The organism is Actinocatenispora sera (assembly GCF_018324685.1).
In the GTDB taxonomy this organism is placed as follows: domain Bacteria; phylum Actinomycetota; class Actinomycetes; order Mycobacteriales; family Micromonosporaceae; genus Actinocatenispora; species Actinocatenispora sera.
Genome location: NZ_AP023354.1, coordinates 6,062,177 through 6,083,822, shown reverse-complemented (window position 1 = coordinate 6,083,822; position 21,646 = coordinate 6,062,177). Strand labels below are relative to the sequence as shown.

At 71.3% G+C, this 21,646-nt stretch carries 19 protein-coding genes; 15 read left to right on the top strand and 4 right to left on the bottom strand.

Going from position 1 to position 21,646, the window contains the following annotated elements:
• Positions 1-212 precede the first annotated feature (212 nt).
• The 15 genes from Asera_RS28570 to Asera_RS28500 all read left to right on the top strand — a co-directional run bounded on the left by Asera_RS28570 (position 213) and on the right by Asera_RS28500 (position 17,918).
• Positions 213-1,289 carry a LacI family DNA-binding transcriptional regulator gene (locus Asera_RS28570; RefSeq protein WP_051801414.1) on the top strand — a complete coding sequence of 359 codons (1,077 nt, stop codon included), beginning with the start codon at positions 213-215 and terminating at the stop codon, positions 1,287-1,289.
• The gene (locus Asera_RS28565) at positions 1,286-2,212 is read left to right on the top strand and encodes a ribokinase (protein ID WP_030444080.1); all 927 of its coding nucleotides are present in this window, start codon (positions 1,286-1,288) and stop codon (positions 2,210-2,212) included. The genes Asera_RS28570 and Asera_RS28565 overlap by 4 nt, the downstream gene beginning before the upstream one ends.
• Positions 2,212-2,601: a D-ribose pyranase gene (gene rbsD, locus Asera_RS28560; RefSeq protein WP_030444081.1), complete on the top strand. Its 390-nt coding sequence runs from the start codon at positions 2,212-2,214 to the stop codon at positions 2,599-2,601. Before Asera_RS28565 ends, rbsD begins: the two co-directional genes overlap by 1 nt.
• The gene (locus Asera_RS28555) at positions 2,601-4,661 is read left to right on the top strand and encodes an ADP-ribosylglycohydrolase family protein (RefSeq protein ID WP_051801417.1); all 2,061 of its coding nucleotides are present in this window, start codon (positions 2,601-2,603) and stop codon (positions 4,659-4,661) included. The genes rbsD and Asera_RS28555 overlap by 1 nt, the downstream gene beginning before the upstream one ends.
• Entirely contained in the window at positions 4,658-6,061 is a 1,404-nt protein-coding gene (locus Asera_RS28550) for an ABC transporter substrate-binding protein (protein ID WP_084130831.1), read from the top strand. Before Asera_RS28555 ends, Asera_RS28550 begins: the two co-directional genes overlap by 4 nt.
• A complete protein-coding gene (locus Asera_RS28545) occupies positions 6,058-6,975 on the top strand; it encodes a carbohydrate ABC transporter permease (protein ID WP_211255435.1) in 918 nt (305 codons plus the stop codon). The genes Asera_RS28550 and Asera_RS28545 overlap by 4 nt, the downstream gene beginning before the upstream one ends.
• The gene (locus Asera_RS28540; protein ID WP_211255436.1) at positions 6,972-7,856 is read left to right on the top strand and encodes a carbohydrate ABC transporter permease; all 885 of its coding nucleotides are present in this window, start codon (positions 6,972-6,974) and stop codon (positions 7,854-7,856) included. The genes Asera_RS28545 and Asera_RS28540 overlap by 4 nt, the downstream gene beginning before the upstream one ends.
• The gene (locus tag Asera_RS33720) at positions 7,853-8,695 is read left to right on the top strand and encodes a sulfatase-like hydrolase/transferase (RefSeq protein ID WP_212804746.1); all 843 of its coding nucleotides are present in this window, start codon (positions 7,853-7,855) and stop codon (positions 8,693-8,695) included. The genes Asera_RS28540 and Asera_RS33720 overlap by 4 nt, the downstream gene beginning before the upstream one ends.
• Complete coding sequence (locus Asera_RS33715; RefSeq protein WP_280529771.1) at positions 8,578-9,282, top strand: sulfatase-like hydrolase/transferase; 705 nt, start codon at positions 8,578-8,580, stop codon at positions 9,280-9,282. The genes Asera_RS33720 and Asera_RS33715 overlap by 118 nt, the downstream gene beginning before the upstream one ends.
• Positions 9,283-9,424: 142 nt before the next feature.
• Positions 9,425-11,071: a glycoside hydrolase family protein gene (locus tag Asera_RS28525; RefSeq protein ID WP_212804745.1), complete on the top strand. Its 1,647-nt coding sequence runs from the start codon at positions 9,425-9,427 to the stop codon at positions 11,069-11,071.
• Positions 11,068-12,705 (top strand): glycoside hydrolase family protein, encoded by a 1,638-nt coding sequence (locus Asera_RS28520; RefSeq protein ID WP_030444087.1) that lies wholly within the window; start codon positions 11,068-11,070, stop codon positions 12,703-12,705. Before Asera_RS28525 ends, Asera_RS28520 begins: the two co-directional genes overlap by 4 nt.
• Positions 12,702-13,991 (top strand): SGNH/GDSL hydrolase family protein, encoded by a 1,290-nt coding sequence (locus tag Asera_RS28515; RefSeq protein ID WP_051801419.1) that lies wholly within the window; start codon positions 12,702-12,704, stop codon positions 13,989-13,991. The genes Asera_RS28520 and Asera_RS28515 overlap by 4 nt, the downstream gene beginning before the upstream one ends.
• A gap of 139 nt (positions 13,992-14,130) precedes the next feature.
• Positions 14,131-15,717 carry a hypothetical protein gene (locus tag Asera_RS28510; RefSeq protein ID WP_030444089.1) on the top strand — a complete coding sequence of 529 codons (1,587 nt, stop codon included), beginning with the start codon at positions 14,131-14,133 and terminating at the stop codon, positions 15,715-15,717.
• Positions 15,714-17,216, top strand: coding sequence for a sulfatase family protein (locus Asera_RS28505; protein ID WP_051801422.1), 1,503 nt, complete (start codon positions 15,714-15,716; stop codon positions 17,214-17,216). The genes Asera_RS28510 and Asera_RS28505 overlap by 4 nt, the downstream gene beginning before the upstream one ends.
• A 78-nt stretch (positions 17,217-17,294) precedes the next feature.
• Positions 17,295-17,918, top strand: a complete 624-nt coding sequence (locus tag Asera_RS28500) for a hypothetical protein (protein WP_030444091.1) — start codon at positions 17,295-17,297, stop codon at positions 17,916-17,918.
• A 110-nt stretch (positions 17,919-18,028) separates the two neighbouring features.
• Here the strand turns inward: Asera_RS28500 and Asera_RS28495 are convergent, their stop codons facing one another.
• Genes Asera_RS28495 through Asera_RS28480 form a run of 4 tightly spaced genes read right to left on the bottom strand, consistent with a single transcriptional unit; the run spans position 18,029 to position 21,563 of the window.
• Positions 18,029-18,640 carry a maleylpyruvate isomerase family mycothiol-dependent enzyme gene (locus Asera_RS28495; protein ID WP_030444092.1) on the bottom strand — a complete coding sequence of 204 codons (612 nt, stop codon included), beginning with the start codon at positions 18,638-18,640 and terminating at the stop codon, positions 18,029-18,031.
• Between the two features lie 53 nt (positions 18,641-18,693).
• Positions 18,694-19,647 (bottom strand): RNA polymerase subunit sigma-70, encoded by a 954-nt coding sequence (locus tag Asera_RS28490; RefSeq protein ID WP_035295053.1) that lies wholly within the window; start codon positions 19,645-19,647, stop codon positions 18,694-18,696.
• 55 nt (positions 19,648-19,702) lie between these two features.
• Entirely contained in the window at positions 19,703-20,527 is an 825-nt protein-coding gene (locus tag Asera_RS28485; RefSeq protein WP_425305991.1) for an ABC transporter ATP-binding protein, read from the bottom strand.
• A 7-nt stretch (positions 20,528-20,534) separates the two neighbouring features.
• Positions 20,535-21,563, bottom strand: a complete 1,029-nt coding sequence (locus Asera_RS28480; protein ID WP_084130835.1) for an ABC transporter permease — start codon at positions 21,561-21,563, stop codon at positions 20,535-20,537.
• Positions 21,564-21,646 lie beyond the last annotated feature (83 nt).

Genomic DNA, 21,646 nt, shown 5'->3' with positions numbered 1-21,646 from the left:
GGTGCGACCGGGCGCGGAACCGGCACGCTCCGTGGGTGTCGCGGGCACCGTTCGCATTCCGCCACGTGGTTCGCCGGCGGCGCGAAGCCGGCGGCAGGCGTGCGCAGGTCACGATTCGGCCACGACGAATCAACACGTGTTGCTTCTGTTTACCGCCACGTCACACCATCTTCGGCAACTGCTGTCGCAACACGCGTTGCTAGGGAGGTTCGGTGGCCGTACGCCGGGCGGATGTCGCGAAGCTGGCGGGTACCTCGCCCGCGGTCGTGAGCTACGTGCTCAACGGAGGACCGCGCGGCGTCGCGCCGGAGACCAGGGCGCGGGTGCTCGCCGCCATCGAGCAGCTCGGCTACCGCCCCAACGGCATCGCCCGCTCGCTGCGGACGAACCGGACCATGACCTTCGGGCTGCTGGTCCCGGACACCTCGAACCCGTTCTTCGCCCAGCTGGCCCGCGCCATCGAGGAGGCGGCCTTCGCCGAGGACTACACGCTGCTGATCGGCAACGCGGCCGAGGACGACGCCCGGCAGACCGCGTACGTGCGGACCTTCCTCGCCCGTCGCGTCGACGGCCTGTTCCTGGTGCCGGCGCACGGACCCACCAGCTGCCTGCCCGAACTGCGCAAGTCCGGCGTCGCCTGGGTGACGCTCGACCGGCAGACCCCCGGTCGGTACGCGGCGGCCGTGATGGCCGACCACCGCGGCGGCGCGCGGGCCGCCACCGAGCACCTGCTCGCGCACGGCCGGCGCCGGATCGGCTGCATCGCCGGCCCGGAGGACGTGATACCGGCCAACGCCCGGGTCACCGGGTGGCGCGACGCGCTGGCCGGGGCCGGGGTACATCCCAGCGAGATGTCGGTGTGGCACGGCTCGTTCGGCCGCCGGGCCGGGTACCGCGCCGCCCGGGAGATGCTCGCCGGCGGCCGGTTCGACGCGGTGTTCGTCGCGAGCGACCAGCAGGCCATCGGTGTGCTGCGGGCGATGCAGGACCTCGGCATCCGGTGTCCGGACGACGTGGCCGTCGCGTCCTTCGACGGCATCGCCGCCGCCGCGTACACCTCGCCGGCGCTGACCACGATGGCGCAGCCGTTCGACGAACTGGGCCAGACCGCGGTGCGCCGGCTGCTGGACCGCCTCGACGATCCGGCCGCGGACACCGCGAGTTCGGTGCTGCCGGTCGACCTGGTGGCCCGCGGCTCCTGCGGCTGTCCCGATCCGATCGTCGGCGACGAGTCCGACACCGACGGCGACGCGCCGGCACCCGGCGACGGCACGGGGGTACCGGCATGAGTCGGGTGATCGTGGTCGGCAGCGCGAACGTGGACGTCACCACCCAGGTGGCCGCGCTGCCGGCGCCCGGGCAGACGCTGCTCGCCACCGACACCGCGCTGCTGCCCGGCGGCAAGGGCGCCAACCAGGCGGTCGCGGCGAGCCGATGGGGGACCGCCACCGAGCTGTACGCGGCGGTCGGCGCCGACTCGTTCGGTCGGTTGCTGCGCACCGCACTCGCCGCGCAGGGCGTCGGCCTCGACCGGCTGATCGAGCACCGGTCGGCGCCGACCGGGCTGGCGCTCGTGACGGTCGCCGCCGACGCCGAGAACACCATCGTCGTCGCGCCCGGCGCCAACTCCGCCCTGACCGCCGACGCGATCGCCGACCTGCGGTCCCGCCTCGGCCCCGACGACGTGGTGCTGCTGCAGCTGGAGGTACCGCTGGCGACCGCCGCCGCCGCGGCCGTCGCGGCGCGCGCCGCCGGCGCCCGGGTGGTGCTCAACGCGGCCCCGCCACCGCAGCCCGGCAGCAGTGGCCTGGCCACGCTGCTGGCCAACGTGGACGTGCTGGTGGTCAACGAAACCGAGGCCATCGCGCTGTCCGGCGCCGGCACGCCGGCCGCCTGGCTGCCGGTCGCGGTCGCGCTGCGCGAGCAGGGGCCGGCCGCGGTGGTGATCACGCTGGGCGGCGACGGCGCGGTCGCCTGCACCGGCGACGGGTCCTGGCACCAGCCGGCACTGCCCGCCGCGGTGCTCGACACGACCGGCGCCGGGGACGCGTTCTGCGGCGTGCTCGCCGCGGCGCTGGCCGACGGCCGGACCCTGCCGCAGGCGGTACGGGCCGGGTGCGCCGCCGGCGCCGCGGCGACCGAGGGCCGCGGCGCGCAGTCCGCGCTGTACGGCCGGGACGAGCTCGATGCACGGATGGGAGATGTGGCCTGATGCGCCGATCGGGATTGTGGCATCCGCGGCTCGCGGCACTGGCCGCCGGCCTCGGCCACGGCGACCTGCTGGTGGTCGCCGACGCCGGGCTGCCGGTACCGCGGGGGGTGGAGGTCGTCGACCTCGCGGTCGCCCGCGGCGAGCCGGGGCTGCTGACCGTGCTGCGGCCGATCCTCGCCGAGCTGATCGTCGAGCACGCGACGCTGGCCGCCGAGCTGACCGACCGGAAGCTGATCGACGAGATCACCGCGCAGCTGGGTGACATCGCCGTCACCTGGACCACGCACGACGAGCTGAAGCAGCAAACGGCCGGTGCCGCCGCGGTCGTCCGGACCGGCGAGGACACCCCGTTCTCCAACGTCGTGCTGCGGGCGGGGGTGGCGTTCTGATGTCCCACATCGTGCCGGCCGACTACACCGAACGCGTCTACGCCGGGGTGCTCGGCAAGGTGATCGCCGTCTACCTGGGCCGCCCGTACGAGGGCTGGCGGTACGACCGGATCCAGGCGGAGCTCGGCGACGTCACCTACTACGTCAACGATCGCGCCGACGTCGCGCTCAAGCACCACCTGCTGGTGGTCACCGACGACGACATCAGCGGTACGTTCGTGTTCCCGCGCGCGCTGCGCGACGCCGGGGTCGACCCGAGCTCGGTGGACGTCGGCGACGCGTGGCTGAACTACATCGTCCCGGACACCTCGATCCTGTGGTGGGGCGGCCTGGGCAACTCCACCGAGCACACCGCGTACCTGCGGATGCGGGCGGGCATCGCGCCGCCGGAGAGCGGGTCGATCGCGCGCAACGGCACCGTGGTGGCCGAGCAGGTCGGCGCGCAGATCTTCGTCGAGGGTTTCGCCCTGACCTGCCCGGGTGATCCGGCCGGTGCCGCGGATCTCGCCGAGCGGGCCGCCCGGGTCAGCCACGACGGCGAGGCGATCCACGCCGCCCGGGTGGTCGCGGCGCTGGTCGCCGGCGCGTTCACCGCCGACGACATGGACCGGCTGCTGGACGAGGTGATGACGCTGATCCCGGCGGACAGCCTGATCGCGCAGATCCACCGGGACGTCCGGTCCTGGGCGGCCGACGGGGACTGGAAGGCCACCCGGCAGCGCATCGACGACAAGTACGGCTACCACATCTACGGCGGGAACTGTCACGTGGTGCCCAACCACGCGATCGTGATCGCCGCGCTGGCACACAGCGGCGGCGCGTTCGACGAGGCGATGACCGTCGTGTGCACCTCGGGCTGGGACACCGACTCCAACGGCGGCAACGTCGGCGCGATCTGCGGCGTGTTCGGCGGCCTGGCCGGGCTGTCCCGGCAGGACTGGCGCGGCCCGCTCGCGGACCGGCTCTACCTGCCGGCCGCGGACGGCGGCTCCTGCGTCGCCGACGCCGCCCGGGTGGCTCTGGAGCTGGCCCAGCTCGGCCGGACCCGCTACGGTGCGCCGCCGGAACCGGCGCCGGCGCACCGGTTCCACTTCACCCTGCCCGGATCGGTGCAGGGGTTCGAGGTGGTCGACGGCGAGGCGACGGTCGGCAACCCCGGCGGCCGGCTCGCGATCGACGGTGCCGCAACGGTCGTCACGCCGACGTTCATCCCGCCCGAGGCGCAGCAGATGCCGATCTACGCGCTGGTCGCGAGCCCCACGCTGTACCCGGGGCAGACGATCCGGGCCACCGTGGGCGGCGCCGCGCAGCTGGTGCTGCGGGTCTACACCGGCACCGACGAGCCGCGTACGGTCGAGGGCCCCGCCGGCCGCGACACCGAACTGGTCTGGACCGTCCCCGACCTCGACGGGCAGCCGGTCGTCGCCGTCGGCATCCGTACCAGCGGGCCGGCCACCCTGCACGACCTGACCTGGAGCGGCGCGCCGAGCGTGCGGCTGACCCGGCCGGCCGACGGCGGCGCGATGTGGCGCCGGGCCTGGGTGGCCGCCCTCGACCGGTTCGACGACCGGTGGCCGGAACCGTTCCGGATCGTGCAGAACCGCGGCCGCGGCATGCTGATCACCGGCACCCGCGACTGGCGCGACTACACGGTCACCGCCGACGTCACCCCGCACCTGGCCGCCGCGGCCGGCCTGGCCGCCCGGGTACAGGGCCTCGGCCGGTACTACGCGGTAGAGCTGGCCGGCGAGCACATCCGGCTGGTGCGCGGCGTGCCACACGGCGAGCCGGTCGTGCTCGCCGAGCAGCCGTACGACTGGTCCTACGGCCGGACCTACCACCTGTTCCTCACCGTCGACGGCGACCGCCTCCGCGCCGGCGTCGACGGCCGGTCGCTGTTCGACGAGCGCGACGACGCGTTCGACAGCGGCGGCGTCGCACTGACCGTCACCGAGGGTCGCACCGCGACCCAGGTCGTCGACGTCACGCAGCTCTCCCCAACCATCGGCGCCGAACCGGCCACCGGGCCCGGCGTCACGCTCCCCGAGGACACCCCATGACTGGACCCAACCTGAGCCGTCGTCGTCTGCTGTCCAGCGCCGGTCTGCTCGGTGCCGGCGCCGCCGTGCCGAGCCTGCTCGCCGCCTGCGGCGGTGGGGGCGGCGGCTCGGCCGGCAACGGTACCGGCACCGTCAAGCTGTGGATCGACATCACCGGTGACGCCAACCAGAAGTACTTCACCGACAAGGTGCAGGGCGGCTTCGAGAAGGCGTATCCGAAGATCACCATGAAGACCACCTACTACAAGGGGCAGGATCTGCGCCGGCTGGTGCAGACCGCGCTGCAGTCGAAGTCCGGGCCCGATATCGTCCGCGGCCCCGCCGCCACCCAGACGATCGCGTGGAGCAAGGCGCACGTGCTCGCCGACCTCTCCTCGTACGCGAAGAAGTGGGGCTGGAACGGCAAGCTCGCCGAATGGGCGATCAACGCGTTCACCACCGACGGCAAGCTGTTCGCGCTGCCGATGCGGGTGGACACGATGCTGCTGTACTACAACAAGACGCTGTTCGAGTCCAAGGGCTGGAGCAGGCCGCAGAACCGGTCGGAACTGGAGGAGTTCGCCAAGGAGGCGGCCGGCCACGGCATCGTGCCGTTCGGCTCGTCCAACACCGACTGGGCCGCCGCGAGCGAGTGGCTGATGACGGTGTTCTGGAACAACGTGTCCGGGCCGGACGCGGTGTACCAGGCGCTGACCGGCAAGGCGAAGTTCTCCGACCCGGTGTTCGTGGACGCGGTGACGCTGCTCAAGTCGTACTTCGACAAGGGCTGGATCGGCGGCAGCGTGGCGAAGTACTTCTCCGTGCCGGCGGCCGAGATGGGCGCGAACTTCGGCAAGGGCAAGGTCGCCACCATCCCGCAGGGCGAGTGGTACATGAGCAACGTCGGCCAGTTCTTCGGTGCGAAGGCCGGCAACGACAACGACTGGGACTGGATGCCGGTGCCGCCGCTGTCCTCGGCGGTCAAGCCGGACACGTACCCGATCGGGATCGGCGGCTCGTTCGCCATCAACCAGGCGAGCAAGAACCAGGACGCCGCGGCGAACTTCCTCAACTGGTACTACGGGGACAAGACCGCGGCGCTCGGCCGGATGGCCGACGTGCCGGCCACCTACAACGTCCCGATCACGTTCTCCGACAACGAGATCCCGGCCCGCATCGATCCGCGCGCCAAGCGGGTGCTCACCTCGCTCAACACCGCCATCGACACCGGCAACTACGGGTACGTGACGTGGACCTGGTGGCCGCCGAAGTCGGACACGTTCGTCTTCCAGGGCATGGAGAAGGTGCTGACGAACAAGATGACCCCGGCCGCGTACTGCAAGCAGCTGGCCACCCTGTTCGACCAGGAGCGGCAGGAGGGCACCATCCCGAAGCTGATGCCGCGCGGGGCGGGGAAGTGACCGCCGCCCCGGCGCCCAGCGGTACCGCGCTGGCCGCGCCGCCGCGCTCCGGCGCGCGGCGGCTGCGGCTGCGACGTGGGCTGATCGGCTGGGCGTTCCTCGCGCCGCTGCTGATCCTCAACGTCATCGTGGTGCTCGGGCCCTCGCTCGCCACCGTCTGGTACTCGTTCACCGACTGGTCCGGCATCGGGCCGGCCAAGTTCGTCGGGACGGCCAACTACACCCGGGCGTTCACCGACCCGGCGGTGCGCGAAGCGTTGCTGCACAACGCGATCTGGTTCGTGCTGTTCCTGTTCGTACCGATGGCGCTGGGGCTGCTCGGCGCGCACCTGATCAACCAGGTGACGCGGTTCCGGATGCTGTACCGCACGCTGTTCTTCATCCCGTACGTGACGGCCAGCGTGATCAACGCGGCGATCTGGAAGATGCTGCTGTCTCCCGACAGCGGGATCGGGCACACGCTGGGCATCAGCCAGGCGTGGCTCGGTGACCCGAAGACCTCGCTGTACGCGGTGAACTTCGTCGTGGACTGGCACTGGTGGGGCTTCCTCGCGGTCATCTTCTTCGCCGCGATGCAGGGCGTCGACGTGCAGCTGTACGAGGCGGCCCGGCTCGACGGTGCCGGCCGCTGGCGGCAGTTCCTGTCGGTCACCCTGCCCGGCATCCGGCCCACGATGATCTTCGTGGTGCTGATGACGATCATCTGGTCGCTCAAGGCGTTCGACTACATCTTCATCATGACCCACGGCGGGCCGGCCAACTCGTCCGACGTGGTGTCGACGCTGATGTACGACCAGGCCTTCAACCAGTACTCGGCCGGCTACGCCGCCGCCCTCGGGCTGTCCATGACCGTGATCGTGGGCCTCGTTCTGGCGGTGTACCAGTTCCTGCGGCGCAAGGGGTGGGAAGAGTGAGCAGCACCGTCATCGAGCGGCGGGACGCGGCGCTGCGGTCCGGCACCACGCCGCGCCGCCGTCGCCGCCGCAACCTGCACTTCCCGGCGTACCTGGTGCTCACGGTGCTGGCGCTGTTCGCGATCGGGCCGGCGGTGCTGATGGTGTTCAACGCGTTCAAGTCCAACGCGGAGATCGGCGGCAGCCCGCTGTCCCCGCCGACGTCGTTGAGCTGGAGCAACTTCAGCATCGCCTGGCAGCAGGGCGACTTCGGTACCACGATGCGCAACAGCGCCATCCTGGTCGTCGGGTCGGCCGCCGGTACCTGCGTGATCGCCGGCCTGGCCGCGTACGCGCTGTCGCACCTGGACCTGCCCGGCCGCGGCGGCGTCATCACCTACCTGTTCCTCGCCTCCTCCATGCCGGTACAGCTGTTCGTGGTGCCGCTGTTCTCGCTGTGGACCGACCTGGGGCTGACCGACAACCTGTTCGGGCTGATCGTCATCTACTGGGCGGTCGACGCGCCGTTCGCGACGCTGCTGCTGCGCTCGTTCCTGCTCAAGGTGCCCAAGGAGTACGTCGAGGCGGGCCGGCTGGACGGCGCCTCGGAGGTGCAGATCGCCCGCCGGGTGATGCTGCCGCTCGCCTGGCCCGGGCTGATGACCGTCGCGCTGGTGGTCGGGCTGTGGGCGTGGAACGAGTTCTTCTGGGCGATCACGTTCATCCACGACCCGGCGAAGCGCCCCATCTCGACCAGCTTCATGGCCTTCCAGGACGAGAACTCGACGAACTGGGGGCTGTCCAGCGCGGCCGCGCTGTTCATGTTGGTACCGATCCTGATCCTGTTCCTCGTGCTGCAGCGACGATTCGTCGCCGGCCTGACCTCTGGTGGTCTGAAGTGAGTTCTGCACCCGTCCCGGCGACGGAGCGCCCCAACGTCATCCTGATCATCGCCGACCAGCTGCGCCGGCAGGCGCTCGGCTGCTACGGCGATCCGAACGTCAGCACGCCGCACATCGACGCGCTGGCCGACTCGGGTGCCCGGTTCGACGCCGCATGCTCGACCTACCCGGTCTGCGTGCCGTACCGCTTCTCGCTGATGACCGGCGAGTACGCGCACACCCGGTTCATCCCGGCGATCGAGTGGCGGATGTCGCCGGCCGAACGCACCCTGGCCGACGAGTTCAACGAGCACGACTACGACACCGCACTGTTCGGCAAGTGGCACCTGTACGGCAACTTCGGGCACTACCCCGGGCACACCGTGGTGAAGGCGTCCCGTACCCCGGTGCCGCGGCCGTTCCAGGGCCGGTTCGGCACCTTCACCGGTTTCGACATCTGCAACGACCCGTACGACACCTGGTACTCCACCAACGACGAACCGACCATGCACAAGATCGACGGGTACCAGACCGACGCGCTGTTCTCGATGGCGTCGGACTACGCCGCCGCGGCGCGGGACAAGCCGTACGCGATGGTGCTGTCGGTGGAGCCACCGCACCCGATGTTCACCGCGCCGCAGGAGTACCTGGACCGGTGGAAGGGCCGGGAACTGGTGCTGCGGGACAACGTGGAGCTGGACAAGCAGTACAAGATCCGGGCCCGTGGGACGGCAACGCCGACCTGCTGGACGATCTGCGGTCCTACTACGCGGCGATCGAGAACCTGGACGACAACGTGGGCCGGCTGGTCGACCGGCTGCGCGCGGCCGGCACGCTGGACAACACGATCATCGCGCTGACCGCCGACCACGGCGAGCTGCTCGGCTGCCACGGCCTGCTCGCCAAGCAGCGACCGTGGGAGGAGTCGATCGGCATTCCGCTGATCGTCGGCAACCTCGGTGCCGGCGGCCGGGTGGTCGCCGACCCGGTCAGCACCGAGGACCTGTTTCCGACCCTGCTCGGCCTCGCCGGCATCACCCCCCGAGATCCCAAGCCGGGACTGGATCTCACCCCGATCGCCCGCGGCGCCACCGACACGCTGGACCGCGAGGGGGTGCTGCTGGAGTTCGTCGCCGAGATGCGGCCGAACATCCCGTTCCACGAACAGACCTGGCGCGGCATCCGCAGCGGCCGGTACAAGTACACCGTGCTCGGCGGCGCGGACGGCGGGAAGCCCTGGCAGTTCTTCGATCTGGCCAACGACCCGTACGAGATGACCAACCTGGTGGACGATCCCGCCCAGACCGAGCAGCTGCGTCACCATCACCAGCTGCTGCGCGACCGGCTGGCCGAAACCTACGACCACTACGTCCTGGCGCCCGCGTTCGGCGTACCCGGCCTCAACGAGTGGGACGCGACCGCCGAACACCGGCTCCGTTTCGGCTGACCAACCCCGGACGGCCCGCGTCGCCCGACGCGGCGCGGACCGTCCGGGCAGCAAGGCGATCCTCATCCCCCAGCAGAGGAGTCACCATGCGCACCCGAACCCCCTGTCCAGACTCTGCGCCGCGCTCGCCCTCGCGGTCACCGTGACCACGGCGATCGCGGCACCCGCCACCGCCGACGAGCGCCCGTCCGCGGGCGTCCCGTACACCGGCACCCGGTACGACCTCGGCACGGCCACCCCGCTGTCCGGGCCGCAACCGGAGGTGGACCAGCTCGCCGGGCAGATCACCTCCTCGACCGACCGGATGCTGCGCGACCTGGCCGCCCACCGCGCGCAACTGCCCTACAGCGCCGACGACTACGCGGTCACCACCGGATCTCCGCGGCTGGTGACCTATCCGCGGCCGGACAGCGAGCCGGCGTCGACCCAGTACGCCACCACGGTCGTCCAGGCCGGCCGCTCCCACGATCCGGTCACCTACACCCGGGCCGCGCGGCGACCCAACAACCGCGAGAAGGACACCTCGTGGTCGTCGTTCTCGTTCCGCGGCCCGATCGTGGTGTCGGTACGGGCCCTGCAACGCACCGACGCGACCGGCTGCCTGGTGCGCCCCGCATCGGCGGGTGTGCACACCCGGTACCACGACGGCACCTGCACGTTCGCCCTGCGGCGGCCGGCGAACCTGTCGGTGGAGTTCACCCCGCAGGGCGGCCCGGTGGTCGCCCATCCGATGCTGCTGTTCGCCAACCCGCTGGAACGCGACGTGCCGTCGCCCGACGACGAGAACGTGCTCTACTTCGGTCCCGGTGTGCACCGCATCGGTCCGAACGTGCAGTTGCACGACAACGAGACCGTCTACCTGGCCGGCGGCGCCTGGGTCGAGGGCACGTTCGTCGGCGTCGACGTCGACAACGTCGTCATCAAGGGCCGCGGCGTGCTCGACGGCCTGTTCCTGGACACCGGCAACCAGGCGGAGAACAAGAAGCAACCCGGGTTCGTCGACATCCGCTGCGACAACCAGGGCGACCCGGCCCGCACCTGCGCGACGAACCCGACCTCCAGCAACGTGTTGATCGACGGGCTGACCCTGGTCGACGGGCCACGGTTGAACGTGCGCGCGCTCAGCTCGTACACCACGGTGCGCAACGTGAAGATGATCGGCTGGTGGATCAACACCGACGGCATCGTCGCCGGCAACAAGAGCCTCGTCGAGCACAACTTCGTCAAGGTCAACGAGGACTCGCTGAAGCTGTTCTGGGGCGACAGCGTGGTCCGGGACAACGTGGTGTGGCAGCTGGAGAACGGCGCGCCGTTCATGCTCAGCTGGAACATCGAGCAGGACTCGGCCAACTTCCACGTGTACGACGACGACGTGATCCACGTCGAGCAGTACAACGCGCCGACCCAGGGGGTGTTCGACGCCAGGCACGCCGGCGCCGGCCGGCTGCAGCGCTACCTGTTCGAGCGCATCCGGATCGAGGACGCCACCTACCGGCTGTTCTACCTCAACATCGAGCACAACCGCTGGTACGACCCGGCGCTCGGCTACGGCTCGTTCTCCGAGCTGGTGTTCCGCGACGTCACGGCGCCGTCGGCCAGCGCGTTCACCCTGCCCAGCGTGGTCAACGGCATCGACCCCGAGCACGGCTTCCGCAACGTCGACCTGGTCGACGTACGGATGGGCGACGCCTGCCTGACCACCGCCGAGGCGGCCAACCTGCAGCTCGATCCCGAGGCCACCAGCCAGATCCGGGTGCTGGCCGGCCCGCACTGTGGAGGTGCCCGATGAAGCGCGTTCGCGTCCTCGCCGTCGCACTCACCCTGGGCCTCGTCGCGCTCGGTGCGGCGCCGGCCGCCGCGCACCCGGCGCACCGCTACGTCGGCACCGAGTACCACCAGGGCGGTGCGGTGACGCCGGTGGACGGCCCGCTGCCACGGGTCGACGCCACCGCGGACCAGATCACCCGCAGTACCGACGCGGTGGCGCGGGAGGTCGCCGCCCACCGGGCGCAGCTCGCGTACGGCGACATCACGCCGCCGCGGCAGCACCCGGCGCTGTGGACGTACCCGGCCCCCGCCGGCACGAAGGCCTCGGACCAGTACCGGGTGAGCGTGACGCAGCCGCCCGGCCAGTCGCGGTCGTCGTTCGTCTACCAGGCGCAGGCCCGCAAGACCGACACCAACCAGGAAGCCGACACCTCCTGGACGTCGTTCTCCTTCACCGGGCCGATCCTGGTCGCGGTGACCGCGCTGCATCCGATCGAGGCGACCGGCTGCCTGGTCCGGCCGGCATCGGCGCACGTCCGCGCCCGGCTGGTCGGGCGGACCTGCGTGTTCGGGCTGACCTCGGCGGCCAACCTGAGTGTCGAGTTCACCCCGCAGGCCGGCGCCTACGTCACGCACCCGATGCTGGTGTTCGCCAACCCGCCGGAGGTGGACACCCCGCCGGCCACCGGTGACGAGGACGTGCGCTACTTCGGGCCGGGTTTCCACCACCTCGGCAGCGGCGTCGAGCTGCACGACAACGAGACGATCTACCTGGCCGGCGGCGCGTACGTGGAGGCTGCGTTCATCGCGCACGGCCCGGTGCACAACGTGACGATCAAGGGCCGCGGCATCCTCGACGGCGGCTTCCTGGACACCGGCAGCCAGGACTCGAACAAGGGCCAGCCGGGCATGATCAACATCGCCGACCAGTCGTCCACCAACCTGCTGATCGAGGGCATCACGCTGGTGAACGGGCCCCGCTTCAACATCCGCGCGCTGGCGCAGTACACCACCATCCACAACGTGAAGGTGATGTCCTGGTGGTACTCGACCGACGGCATGGTCGGCGGGCACAAGTCGGTGCTGGAGGACAACTTCGTCAAGGTCGACGACGATTCGATCAAGCTGTTCTGGGGTGACACGATCGCCCGGCACAACACCGTCTGGCAACTGGAGAACGGTGCACCGTTCATGATCAGCTGGAACATCGAGCAGGACGGCTCGGACTTCCATGTCTACGACGACGACGTGATCCACGCCGAGCACAACCGGATCCAGAAGTCCGGCATCTTCCGCGCCCTGCACGCCGGTGCGGCGACGATGAGCCGCTACCTGTTCGAGAACATCCGGGTCGAAGACGCGCACTACCGGCTGTTCGACCTCACCATCGAGAACAACAAGTGGTACGACCCGACGCTCGGGTACGGGCAGATCCGCGACCTGATCTTCCGCCACGTCAGCGCGGACGGGCCGTTCCGGATCCCGAGCCAGGTACACGGCATCGACCCGGACCACACGGTTGCCGACGTGACGTTCCAGGACGTGACCATCGGCGGCGCACCGGTCCGGTCCGCGGCCGATGCCGACCTCGTGGTCGACCAGACGAACTCGGACGCCATCCGGTTCGTCACGACCGAGGGCGGGCGGTACCGGTGAGGCCGCGGCGGTGGCGTACCGGCATCGTCGTCGCGGCGCTGGCGCTGGCGACGCCGCTGACCGCCTACGCGGCCGTCCACCACGCCACGGCCGACCGCGGTGACGCCGAGCAACGGCACGCCGCGCAGCTGAGCGTCGATCGGCAGGCCGGGAACGGCGAGCAGGAGTGGCGGGCGGGCTGGCGGGCCGCACCGCAACCGCCGGTCGCGAGCGGACCGAGCCACGACGGGTTCACCAACCGGACCGTCCGGATGGTGGTCCGGCCCACGGTGAGCGGGCCGGCGGTGCGCATCCGGCTGTCCAACCGGTACGGCACGGCCGCGCTGCGGGTCGGCCGGGTCGCGGTGGCCGAACAGGACACCGGTCCGATCGTCGTCGCGGCCACCCAACGCGCCGCCACCTTCGTCGGCGCCGGTACCGTCACGATCCCGGCGGGCGAGGAGGTGGTCAGCGACCCCGTACCGGTCCGGGCCCGGGCCGGCCGCCACCTCGTCGTCAGCGTCTACCTGACCGGCCCCACCGGCCCGGCCACCTGGCACAACAAGGCGCAGGCGACCAGCTACGTCTCCGGCGGCGGCGACTGGGCCACCGAGCCCGGCGGCTCGCCGTACCAGGCGATCACGCCGTCCTGGTTCTTCCTGGACGGAGTGGACGTGCTGAGCCGGCCGGTGCGCGGCACCGTCGTCGCGTTCGGCGACTCCATCACCGACGGGTCCTTCTCCACCATCGACGCCGACCACACCTACCCGGACCGGCTGGCCGACCGGCTTGCGCGCTGGGCCGTGCTGAACGAGGGCATCGGCGGCAACGCGATCCTGACCGACACCGCCGGCGGCGGGCAGTCGGCGCTGCACCGGTTCCGCCACGACGTGCTCGACCAGCCCGGCGTCACCTCGGTGGTACTGCTGGAGGGCGTCAACGACATCGGCGCCGGTGCCACCGCGGCGCAGCTCGAAGCCGGGATGACGCAGCTCGTCGAGCTGGCGCACGCGCACTGCCTGCGCATCGTCGGCGGCACGATCACGCCGTTCCACGGTTCGGTGTACGACACGCCGGCGCACGAGCAGACGCGTCAGGCGGTCAACCGGTGGATCCGGACCAGCGGCACGTTCGACGCCGTCGCCGACTTCGACCGGGCGCTGCGCGACCCGGCCGACCCGCTGACCATCGACCCGCGCTACCACACCGTCGGCGACCTGCATCCCAACGACCGCGGCTACCAGGTCATGGCGAACACGATCGACCGCGCGGACCTGGCGCGGCAGCCGGGATGCCGGCATGGCTGACCGCGTCCCGCATTCGACCGGCCGCGCCCGCGACGCGGCCGGAAACCCGTGCCACCGCGACGATCGATCGTCCCCCCGCAGAGGAGTCACCGTGCGTGCTCGTCGACTTCGCAGACTCTGTACCGTCTTCACGGTCGCGGTGACCGCCGCCGCGACGGCCCTGACCGGCGCGGCGCCCGCCGCGGCCAACGGCGCACCGTACGTGGGAAACCAGTACGACTACGGCGGGGTGCGCACCCCGATCGACGGCGACATTCCCACCGTCGACTCGATCGCGGACAGCATCACCGGCTCCACCGACGCCACCCTCGCCGATGTCGCGAACCACCGCGCGAGCCTGCCGTACGGCGACATCACGCCCGGCTCCGGCCCGGCACTGAGCCTGTACCCGGGGCCGACCGGAATACCGGCCTCCGACCAGTACTCGGTGCAGGTGAACGACCAGCCGTCGTTCGTGTACAAGTCGGTTGCCGCCAAGCACGACACCAACCGGGAACTGGACACCTCGTGGACCAGCTTCTCGTTCACCGGGTCGGTCACCGTGCAGGTGACGGCCCTGGCCGGCAGCGGCCTGACCGGCTGCCTGATCCGGCCGTACTCGGCGGCGATCACCACCACGTTCGCCGGCAACACCTGCACGTTCACCATGAGCCAGCCACGGAACGTGTCGGTGGAGTTCCAGCCGAACATCCACAACCCGATCCAGCACCCGATGCTGGTGTTCGCCAACCCGGCGGAGAACGACGTCCCGCCGGCCACCGGTGACCCGAACGTGCTGTACTTCGGCCCCGGCGTGCACCAGATCGGGTCCGGCAACGTGCTGCACTCCAACGAGACGATCTACCTGGCCGGCGGCGCCTGGGTGCAGGGCGCGTTCATTGCCAACGGCCCGGTCGACAACGTGACCATCAAGGGCCGCGGCGTGCTGGACGGGTCGTTCCTGGACACCGGCAACCAGGACTCGAACAAGAACCAGCCGGGCATGATCGACATCGCCGACCAGTCCTCGCAGAACCTGCTGGTCGAGGGCATCACGCTGGTCAACGCGCCGCGGTTCAACGTGCGCGCGCTGGCGCAGTACACCACCATCGAGAACGTCAAGACGATGTCCTGGTGGTACAGCACCGACGGCATGGTCGCCGGTAACAAGGCGTTGGTGGAGAACAACTTCGTCAAGTCCAACGACGACTCGATCAAACTGTTCTGGGGTGACGAGGTGGTGCGCGGCAACACCGTGTGGCAGCTGGAGAACGGCGCCCCGTTCATGATCAGCTGGAACCTCGAAGGCGACCCGAGCAACTTCCACGTCTACGACGACGACGTGATCCACGCCGAGCACTACCAGATCGAGAAGTCGGCGGTGTTCCGCGCGCTGCACGCCGGCGCGGGCACCCCCAACCGCTACCTGTTCGAGAACGTCCGGGTCGAGAACGCGACCTGGCGGCTGTTCTACCTCACCGTCGAGAACAACAAGTGGTACGACCCGACCCTCGGTTACGGTGAGCTCGACCAGCTGATCTTCCGCAACATCCACGCCTACACCAACTACACGCACCCCAACGTGGTGCAGGGCATCGACGGGACGCACAAGGTCCGCGACGTCAACTTCGTCAACGTGTTCACCGACAACAGGTGCATCGGCAACGCGGAGGACTTCACCATCGATCCGGCCACCACCAACGCGATCCGGATCGTCAAGAGCGCCGACGGGAGCTGCTGGACATGAGCGACACCACCACCGGTCGACCCAACATCGTCGTCGTGCTGGCCGACGACATGGGCTGGGGTGACCTCGGCTGTTACGGCTCGGCCGTACCCACCCCGAACATCGACCGGCTGGCCGCCGAGGGGGTGCGCGCCACCAACTGCCACTCCGCGTCCGCGGTGTGCACCCCCAGCCGGTACGCGTTGATGACCGGCCGGTACGCCTGGCGCGGGCCGCTGAAGAACTTCGTGCTGATGGGCCACGGGCCGGCGTTGATCGAGCCGGACCGCACGACCCTGGCCAGCATGCTGCACGACCGCGGCTACACCACCGGCGCGTTCGGCAAGTGGCACCTCGGCCTCGGCTGGCGGCACACCGACGGCACGGTACGCGACGCGTTCGCGCCCGGTGCGCCGCTGCACGACGACGTGGACACCGATTTCGGCCGCGACATCGACTACACCGCACCGGTCACCGGCGGGCCGACCGAACTCGGCTTCGACCGGTTCTTCGGCATCGCCGGCTCGCTCGACATGCCGCCGTACGCGTTCCTCGACCAGGACCGCACCGTCGGCGTACCGGACCGGGAGAAGCAGCGGTACCTGACCGAGCAGCGGCCCGGGCTGCAGGTCGAGGGGTTCGACGAGAGCGAGTGCGACGTCCGGTTCACCCGGGAGGCGGTCGCGTTCATCGAGCAGGCGAGCGGCCCGTTCCTGTGCTACCTCGCGCCCTCGGCGCCGCACCGGCCGAACGTACCGCCGGAGTTCGTGCGCGGCCGCTCCGGCCTCGGCGCCCGCGCCGACGGCGTGTGCCTGGTCGACTGGGCGGTCGGCGAGCTGCGGGCAGCGATCGAGGCGAAGGGCCAGCTCGACGACACCCTGTTCATCGTCACCAGCGACAACGGCGCCGTCACGTACTTCACCGACGACGGCGACATCCGGATGCACCGGCCCAACGGCGACTGGCGCGGTCAGAAGGGCGACCTGTGGGACGGCGGGCACCGGGAGCCGTTCGTGGCCCGCTGGCCCGGTCACGTCCCGGCCGGCAGCAGCACCGACGCGCCGATCTGCCTGACCGACATCCTGCCGTCCGCGGCGGCCGCCACCGGCGACGCCGTACCCGTCGACGACGGCCGGGACATCCTGCCGATCCTCACCGGCGCCGAGGCGGGTGACCCGGACCGGCCGATCGTGCACCACAGCCTCGGCGGCCGGTTCGCGCTGCGGGTGGGGAAGTGGAAGGCGATCTTCTCGGCCGGCTCCGGCGGCGGGTTCTCCGAACCGTCGATCGACAACCTGTTCGCCACCGGCAGCGGCAAGCCGCACACCGCGCCGCCGTGGGACGCGCAGCACCCGGCCGGCCAGCTGTACGACATGGAGTCCGATCCGGGCGAGACCACCAACCGGTGGGACGACCAACCGGAACTGGTCGCCCGGCTCTACGACGTGCTGCGCGGCATCTGCGTGGATGCCAGCAGCGGCCTGGCGTTCGACGTACCGCTGCCGGCGCCGGCCGGCTGACGGACCGCACCCGGCGGGGGAGGCGACTCCCACCGCCGGGGGAGGTACGGCCGGTGCGCGGCCGGCACCGTGGGCCGCATGACCACGCCGGAGACGACCACCGCCACCCTGCCCACCCGCGACGACCCGAACCGGCGGCTGCGCCGGCTCAGCCTGGCCGCCGGCGGCTGGGCGCTCTGGTACGCCGCCTACCGCGGTTACTACGCCCTCGGCGGTGACGCCTTCCTGCCCGGCACGATCCGGGCCGGTTCCGGCACCACGTTCCAGCTGATGAACGCGGCCGGCGCGGTCGTCATCGCGATCGCCGCCGTCCTGCCGGTCGCGGCGTACCCGCTGTGGCGGCGGCGCCGGGCCCGGCCGGTACTGCTCGCACTGTTCTGGGTCGGTGCGGTCGCCGGCTGCATGCACGCCCTGGTCGACATCGCCGAACGGATCCTCAGCCTGGCCGGGTTGGTCGAGGTGCACTATCCGGCCATGTGGGCGACCATCGACCGGCGCGCCGCCGACCTGCAGGACCTGCTGTTCAACGAGCCCTGGTTCCTCGTGACGGGACTGCTGTTCGCCGCGGTGGCCTGGACCGCGCTGGGCCCCGGCCGGACCCGCCGCCGCTGGGTGGCCACCGCGGCGACCGCCGTCGCGCTGCTGCTGGCGCTCGGCCTGCTCACCATCGGCGGCGTCCTCGGCCGCGCCATCGTGCTCTGACCGGCCCGCGCCCGGACCGCGGGCGCCGGTCCGCAACCGCGGCCGTCCGGCCGGGCCGCGACCGCCCGACCGGGCACCGTGACGCGGGCGCCCGGCCGGGTCGCGGTCGGTCAGCTCGGGAGCGGGCGGCGGCCGGTGATGCCGAGCAGGATCTCCCGGACCGGCGCCGGTACCGGGGTGCCGTCGCCGATCCGGACGTCGGCGTCGGTGCCGACCAGGCTGATGCCGCTCAGGTCGGTACCGAAGTAGGCCAGGTTCTTCGTCCCGACGTGGGCCAGCACTCCCGCGATCCGCTCGGTCGGTACGGCCGGCAGGCCCAGCGCCTCGGTGATGTCCAGGCCGTGGATCACCTCGTGGCTCAGCGCGCCGGCCGCCCCATCGCCCGGCGGCTGCCACGGGTGCCGCACGTTGTCCCGGTAGATCGCGAGCAGTTCGGCGTCGCCGAGCCGCTCGGTGGTCTCGTGCGCCTCGGCGTCGGCGTACCGGTCGAAGTCGAAGCCGTGCGCGGCCAGCGCGGCCTGGAACTCCTCCGCGCTGGCCATCCGGTACGGCATGGTCACGTGCGCGACCACCTCGCGCACCCGCCAGCCGGCACACAGCGACGGCGCCGCCCACTGCTGCGTGGTCAACCCGGCGAGCAGTGCGGCGAGCCGTTCCCGCTCGGCGAACGTCTCGGCCTGCAGCCTGCGCTCCTCGGCCGGCACAATGTCGTTCTCGGTCATCTCGTCCCTCCTGATCGGCAGTACGCTTCTGGTACGTGCCGGGCGGGCGAAACTCATCGGTGGGCGGGCAGAAACTCCGGCAGGTCGTACTCGCCGAAGCGCGCCCCGGTGCCGAGGAACGTGACCGAGTGCGTCACCAGGCCGTCGCGCACCTCGAGCGCGACGATCGCGAACGGCCGCAACGTCCCGTCCTCGCCGGGCCGGTACTGGCCGTACCCGATCGTCCCGTTCGTGCGTACCGGCAGCAGCCGGTCGGCCACGCACGCGTCGGAGCCGGCGAAGACCCGCAGCACCTCGTCGCGTCTGGACAGCCACCACGCGAACGGCGGCATCGAGCTGACCGTGTCCCGGTGCAGCAGTGCCCGCAGCCCCGCCACGTCGTGCGCCTCGAACGCGGCGACGTAGCGGGCCAGCAGGTCCCGTACCGCGGGGTCGTCCGGCTCGGCCACCGCACCCGGCGCCGGCCGGTGCTCGGCGAGCGTGACCCGGGCCCGCTGCAGCGCGCTGTTGACCGCCGGTACCGACAGCTCCAGCGCCGCCGCGGTCTCGGCGGCGCTGAACGCGAACACGTCGCGCAGCAGCAGGGCGGCGCGCTGCCGTGGCGGCAGGTGCTGCAGCGCGGCGAGGAACGCCAGCCGCACGCTCTCCCGCTGGACGGTCACCTCCGCCGGGTCGGCGGCGTGCACGGTACGGCTGTCCGGCATCGGTTCCAGCCAGGCGTCGGCCGGCAGCGGCGCACCCAGCTCACCGTCCACGGTGGCCGGTACCGGTGCGAGCAGTTCCCGCCGCCGGGCGGCGCGCAGCATGTCGAGGCAGACGTTGGTCGCGATGGCGTGCACCCAGGTGCGCAGGGACGCCCGGGCCGGATCGAACCGGTCCAGCCCGCGGTGCGCGCGGATGACGGCCTCCTGCACGGCATCCTCGGTGTCCGCCGCCGAACCGAGCATCCGGTAGCAGTACCCGGTCAGCGGGCCGCGCAGCGCCTCGATGTCCTCGACTCCGGGCACCCGGCCATCGTCGCACAGCCGCGCCGTGACCCGCGAGCTCAGCCGCGCCGTGACCTCAGCGGCGCCGGTTGCGGGAGAACTCCTCGTAGGCGGCCATGACCGGCTCGGTCGGGCCGTCCATCCGCAGCACGCCGGCCTCCAGCCACAGGGTGCGCTCGCACATGTCGCGGATCGTCCGGTTCTGGTGGCTGACCACGAACACCGTGCCGGCCTGGCCGCGCAGCTGGCGGACGCGCTCCTGGCTGCGCTTCTGGAACGACGCGTCGCCGGTCGCCAGCGCCTCGTCGATGAGCAGCACGTCGTGGCTCTTCGCGGCGGCGATGGAGAACCGCAGCCGGGCCGCCATGCCGGAGGAGTACGTGCGCATCGGCAGCGTGCTGAACTCGCCCCGCTCGTTGATGCCCGAGAAGTCGATGATCTGCTGGTAGTGCTGCTTCACCTGGGCCGGGGTCATCCCCATCGCGAGGCAGCCGAGTACCACGTTGCGCTCACCGGTCAGGTCGTTCATCAGCGCCGCGTTGACGCCGAGCAGGGACGGCTGCCCGTTGGTGTACACGGTGCCGCTGCGCGGCGGCAGCAGGCCGGCGATCGCCCGCAGCAGGGTCGACTTGCCGGACCCGTTGCTGCCGACGATGCCGATCGCCTCGCCCTTGTGCGCCACGAACGAGACGCCCCGGACCGCGTGCACCTCGCGGATCGCGGGGGAGGTGCGCCGGCGCACGATGCGGCTGAACGCCGCGGTCGGCGTGTTCCGGCTGCCGCTCGCCCCGTACACCCGGTAGACGATGTGCACGTCGTCGACGATGACGGTGGGTTCCCGGTCCGCCGCGGGCGTCCGGTCGTCGAGGACCTCCGTCTGCTCGTCGACGACGTCGATCACGTGCTGCTCAGCCACGGCCGTACTCCTCCTCGGCGTGCCAGAAGAACGCGAACCCTCCGGCGCCGACGATCAGGGCCCACGCCGCCGCCTTGACCCACAGGTGCCCCGGCAGGTCGTGCGCCGGTACCGAGGTCATCAGCGAGTGCCGCATCAGGCTGATGAACACGTATGCCGGATTCCAGTTGAGGGCGGTCACCACGAGGTGCGGCGCGTGCGCGGCCACCACGCCGGTGCTGTAGAACACGCCCGAGAGGTACATCCAGACGCGCATCACGAACGGCACCAGCTGCGCCAGGTCGGTGGTCTTCGCGGCCAGCCGGGCGACGATCATCACCAGCCCGGCGTTGAAGATCGTCTGCAGCAGGATCGACGGCAGGATCAGCAGCCAGCGCCAGGTCAGCGGTTCGCCGGTGACCAGCACGATGCCGCTGAGCACGAGCATCGACAGTACGAGCTGCTGCAGCTGGGAGATGGTCGCGGCGACGGGCAGGCTGGCGCGCGGGAAGTGCAGCGCCCGGATCAGCGTCAGGTTGTTCGGGATCGACCGGGTGCCCGCCTGCACCGCCTGCTGGGTGAAGTTGAAGAGGAACACCCCGACGCACAGGTAGGCGATGTAGTTGTCGATGCCGCGGTGGGTGCCGAGCAGCACGCCGAAGATCAGGAAGTAGACCGCCGCGTTGATCAGCGGCGTGACCACCTGCCAGACCTGGCCGAGCCGGGCGGTGGTGTACTGCGCGGCCAGCTTGGAGCTGGCGAAGGTCCGGATGAAGTGCCGGCGTCCCCACAGCTGCCGGGCGTAGTCCACCAGGCTCGGGCGGGCGCCGCTGACGGCCAGCCCGTACCGCTGGGCCAGGCCGGCGAGGTTCGCCGTGCCGGCCGCGAGCGGTGGGTACGCGCCGGCGGCCGGCTCGGGCCCGAGCGGCGGGTACGGCTCGGCCGCGACCGCGGTACCGGCGGGCGATCCGGGCCCGTACCTGCCGGTCGCGCGCGGCGATCCGGACCGGCCGGTCGCGGTCGCCTCAACTCCGTCACCCATCCGCGCTCCTCGCTCGGCTCCCGGGCGCTCGCCCGGCCGTCGATGTGCACCGCCGGCCGGCCCGCGCCTGACCCGGGTCTGCA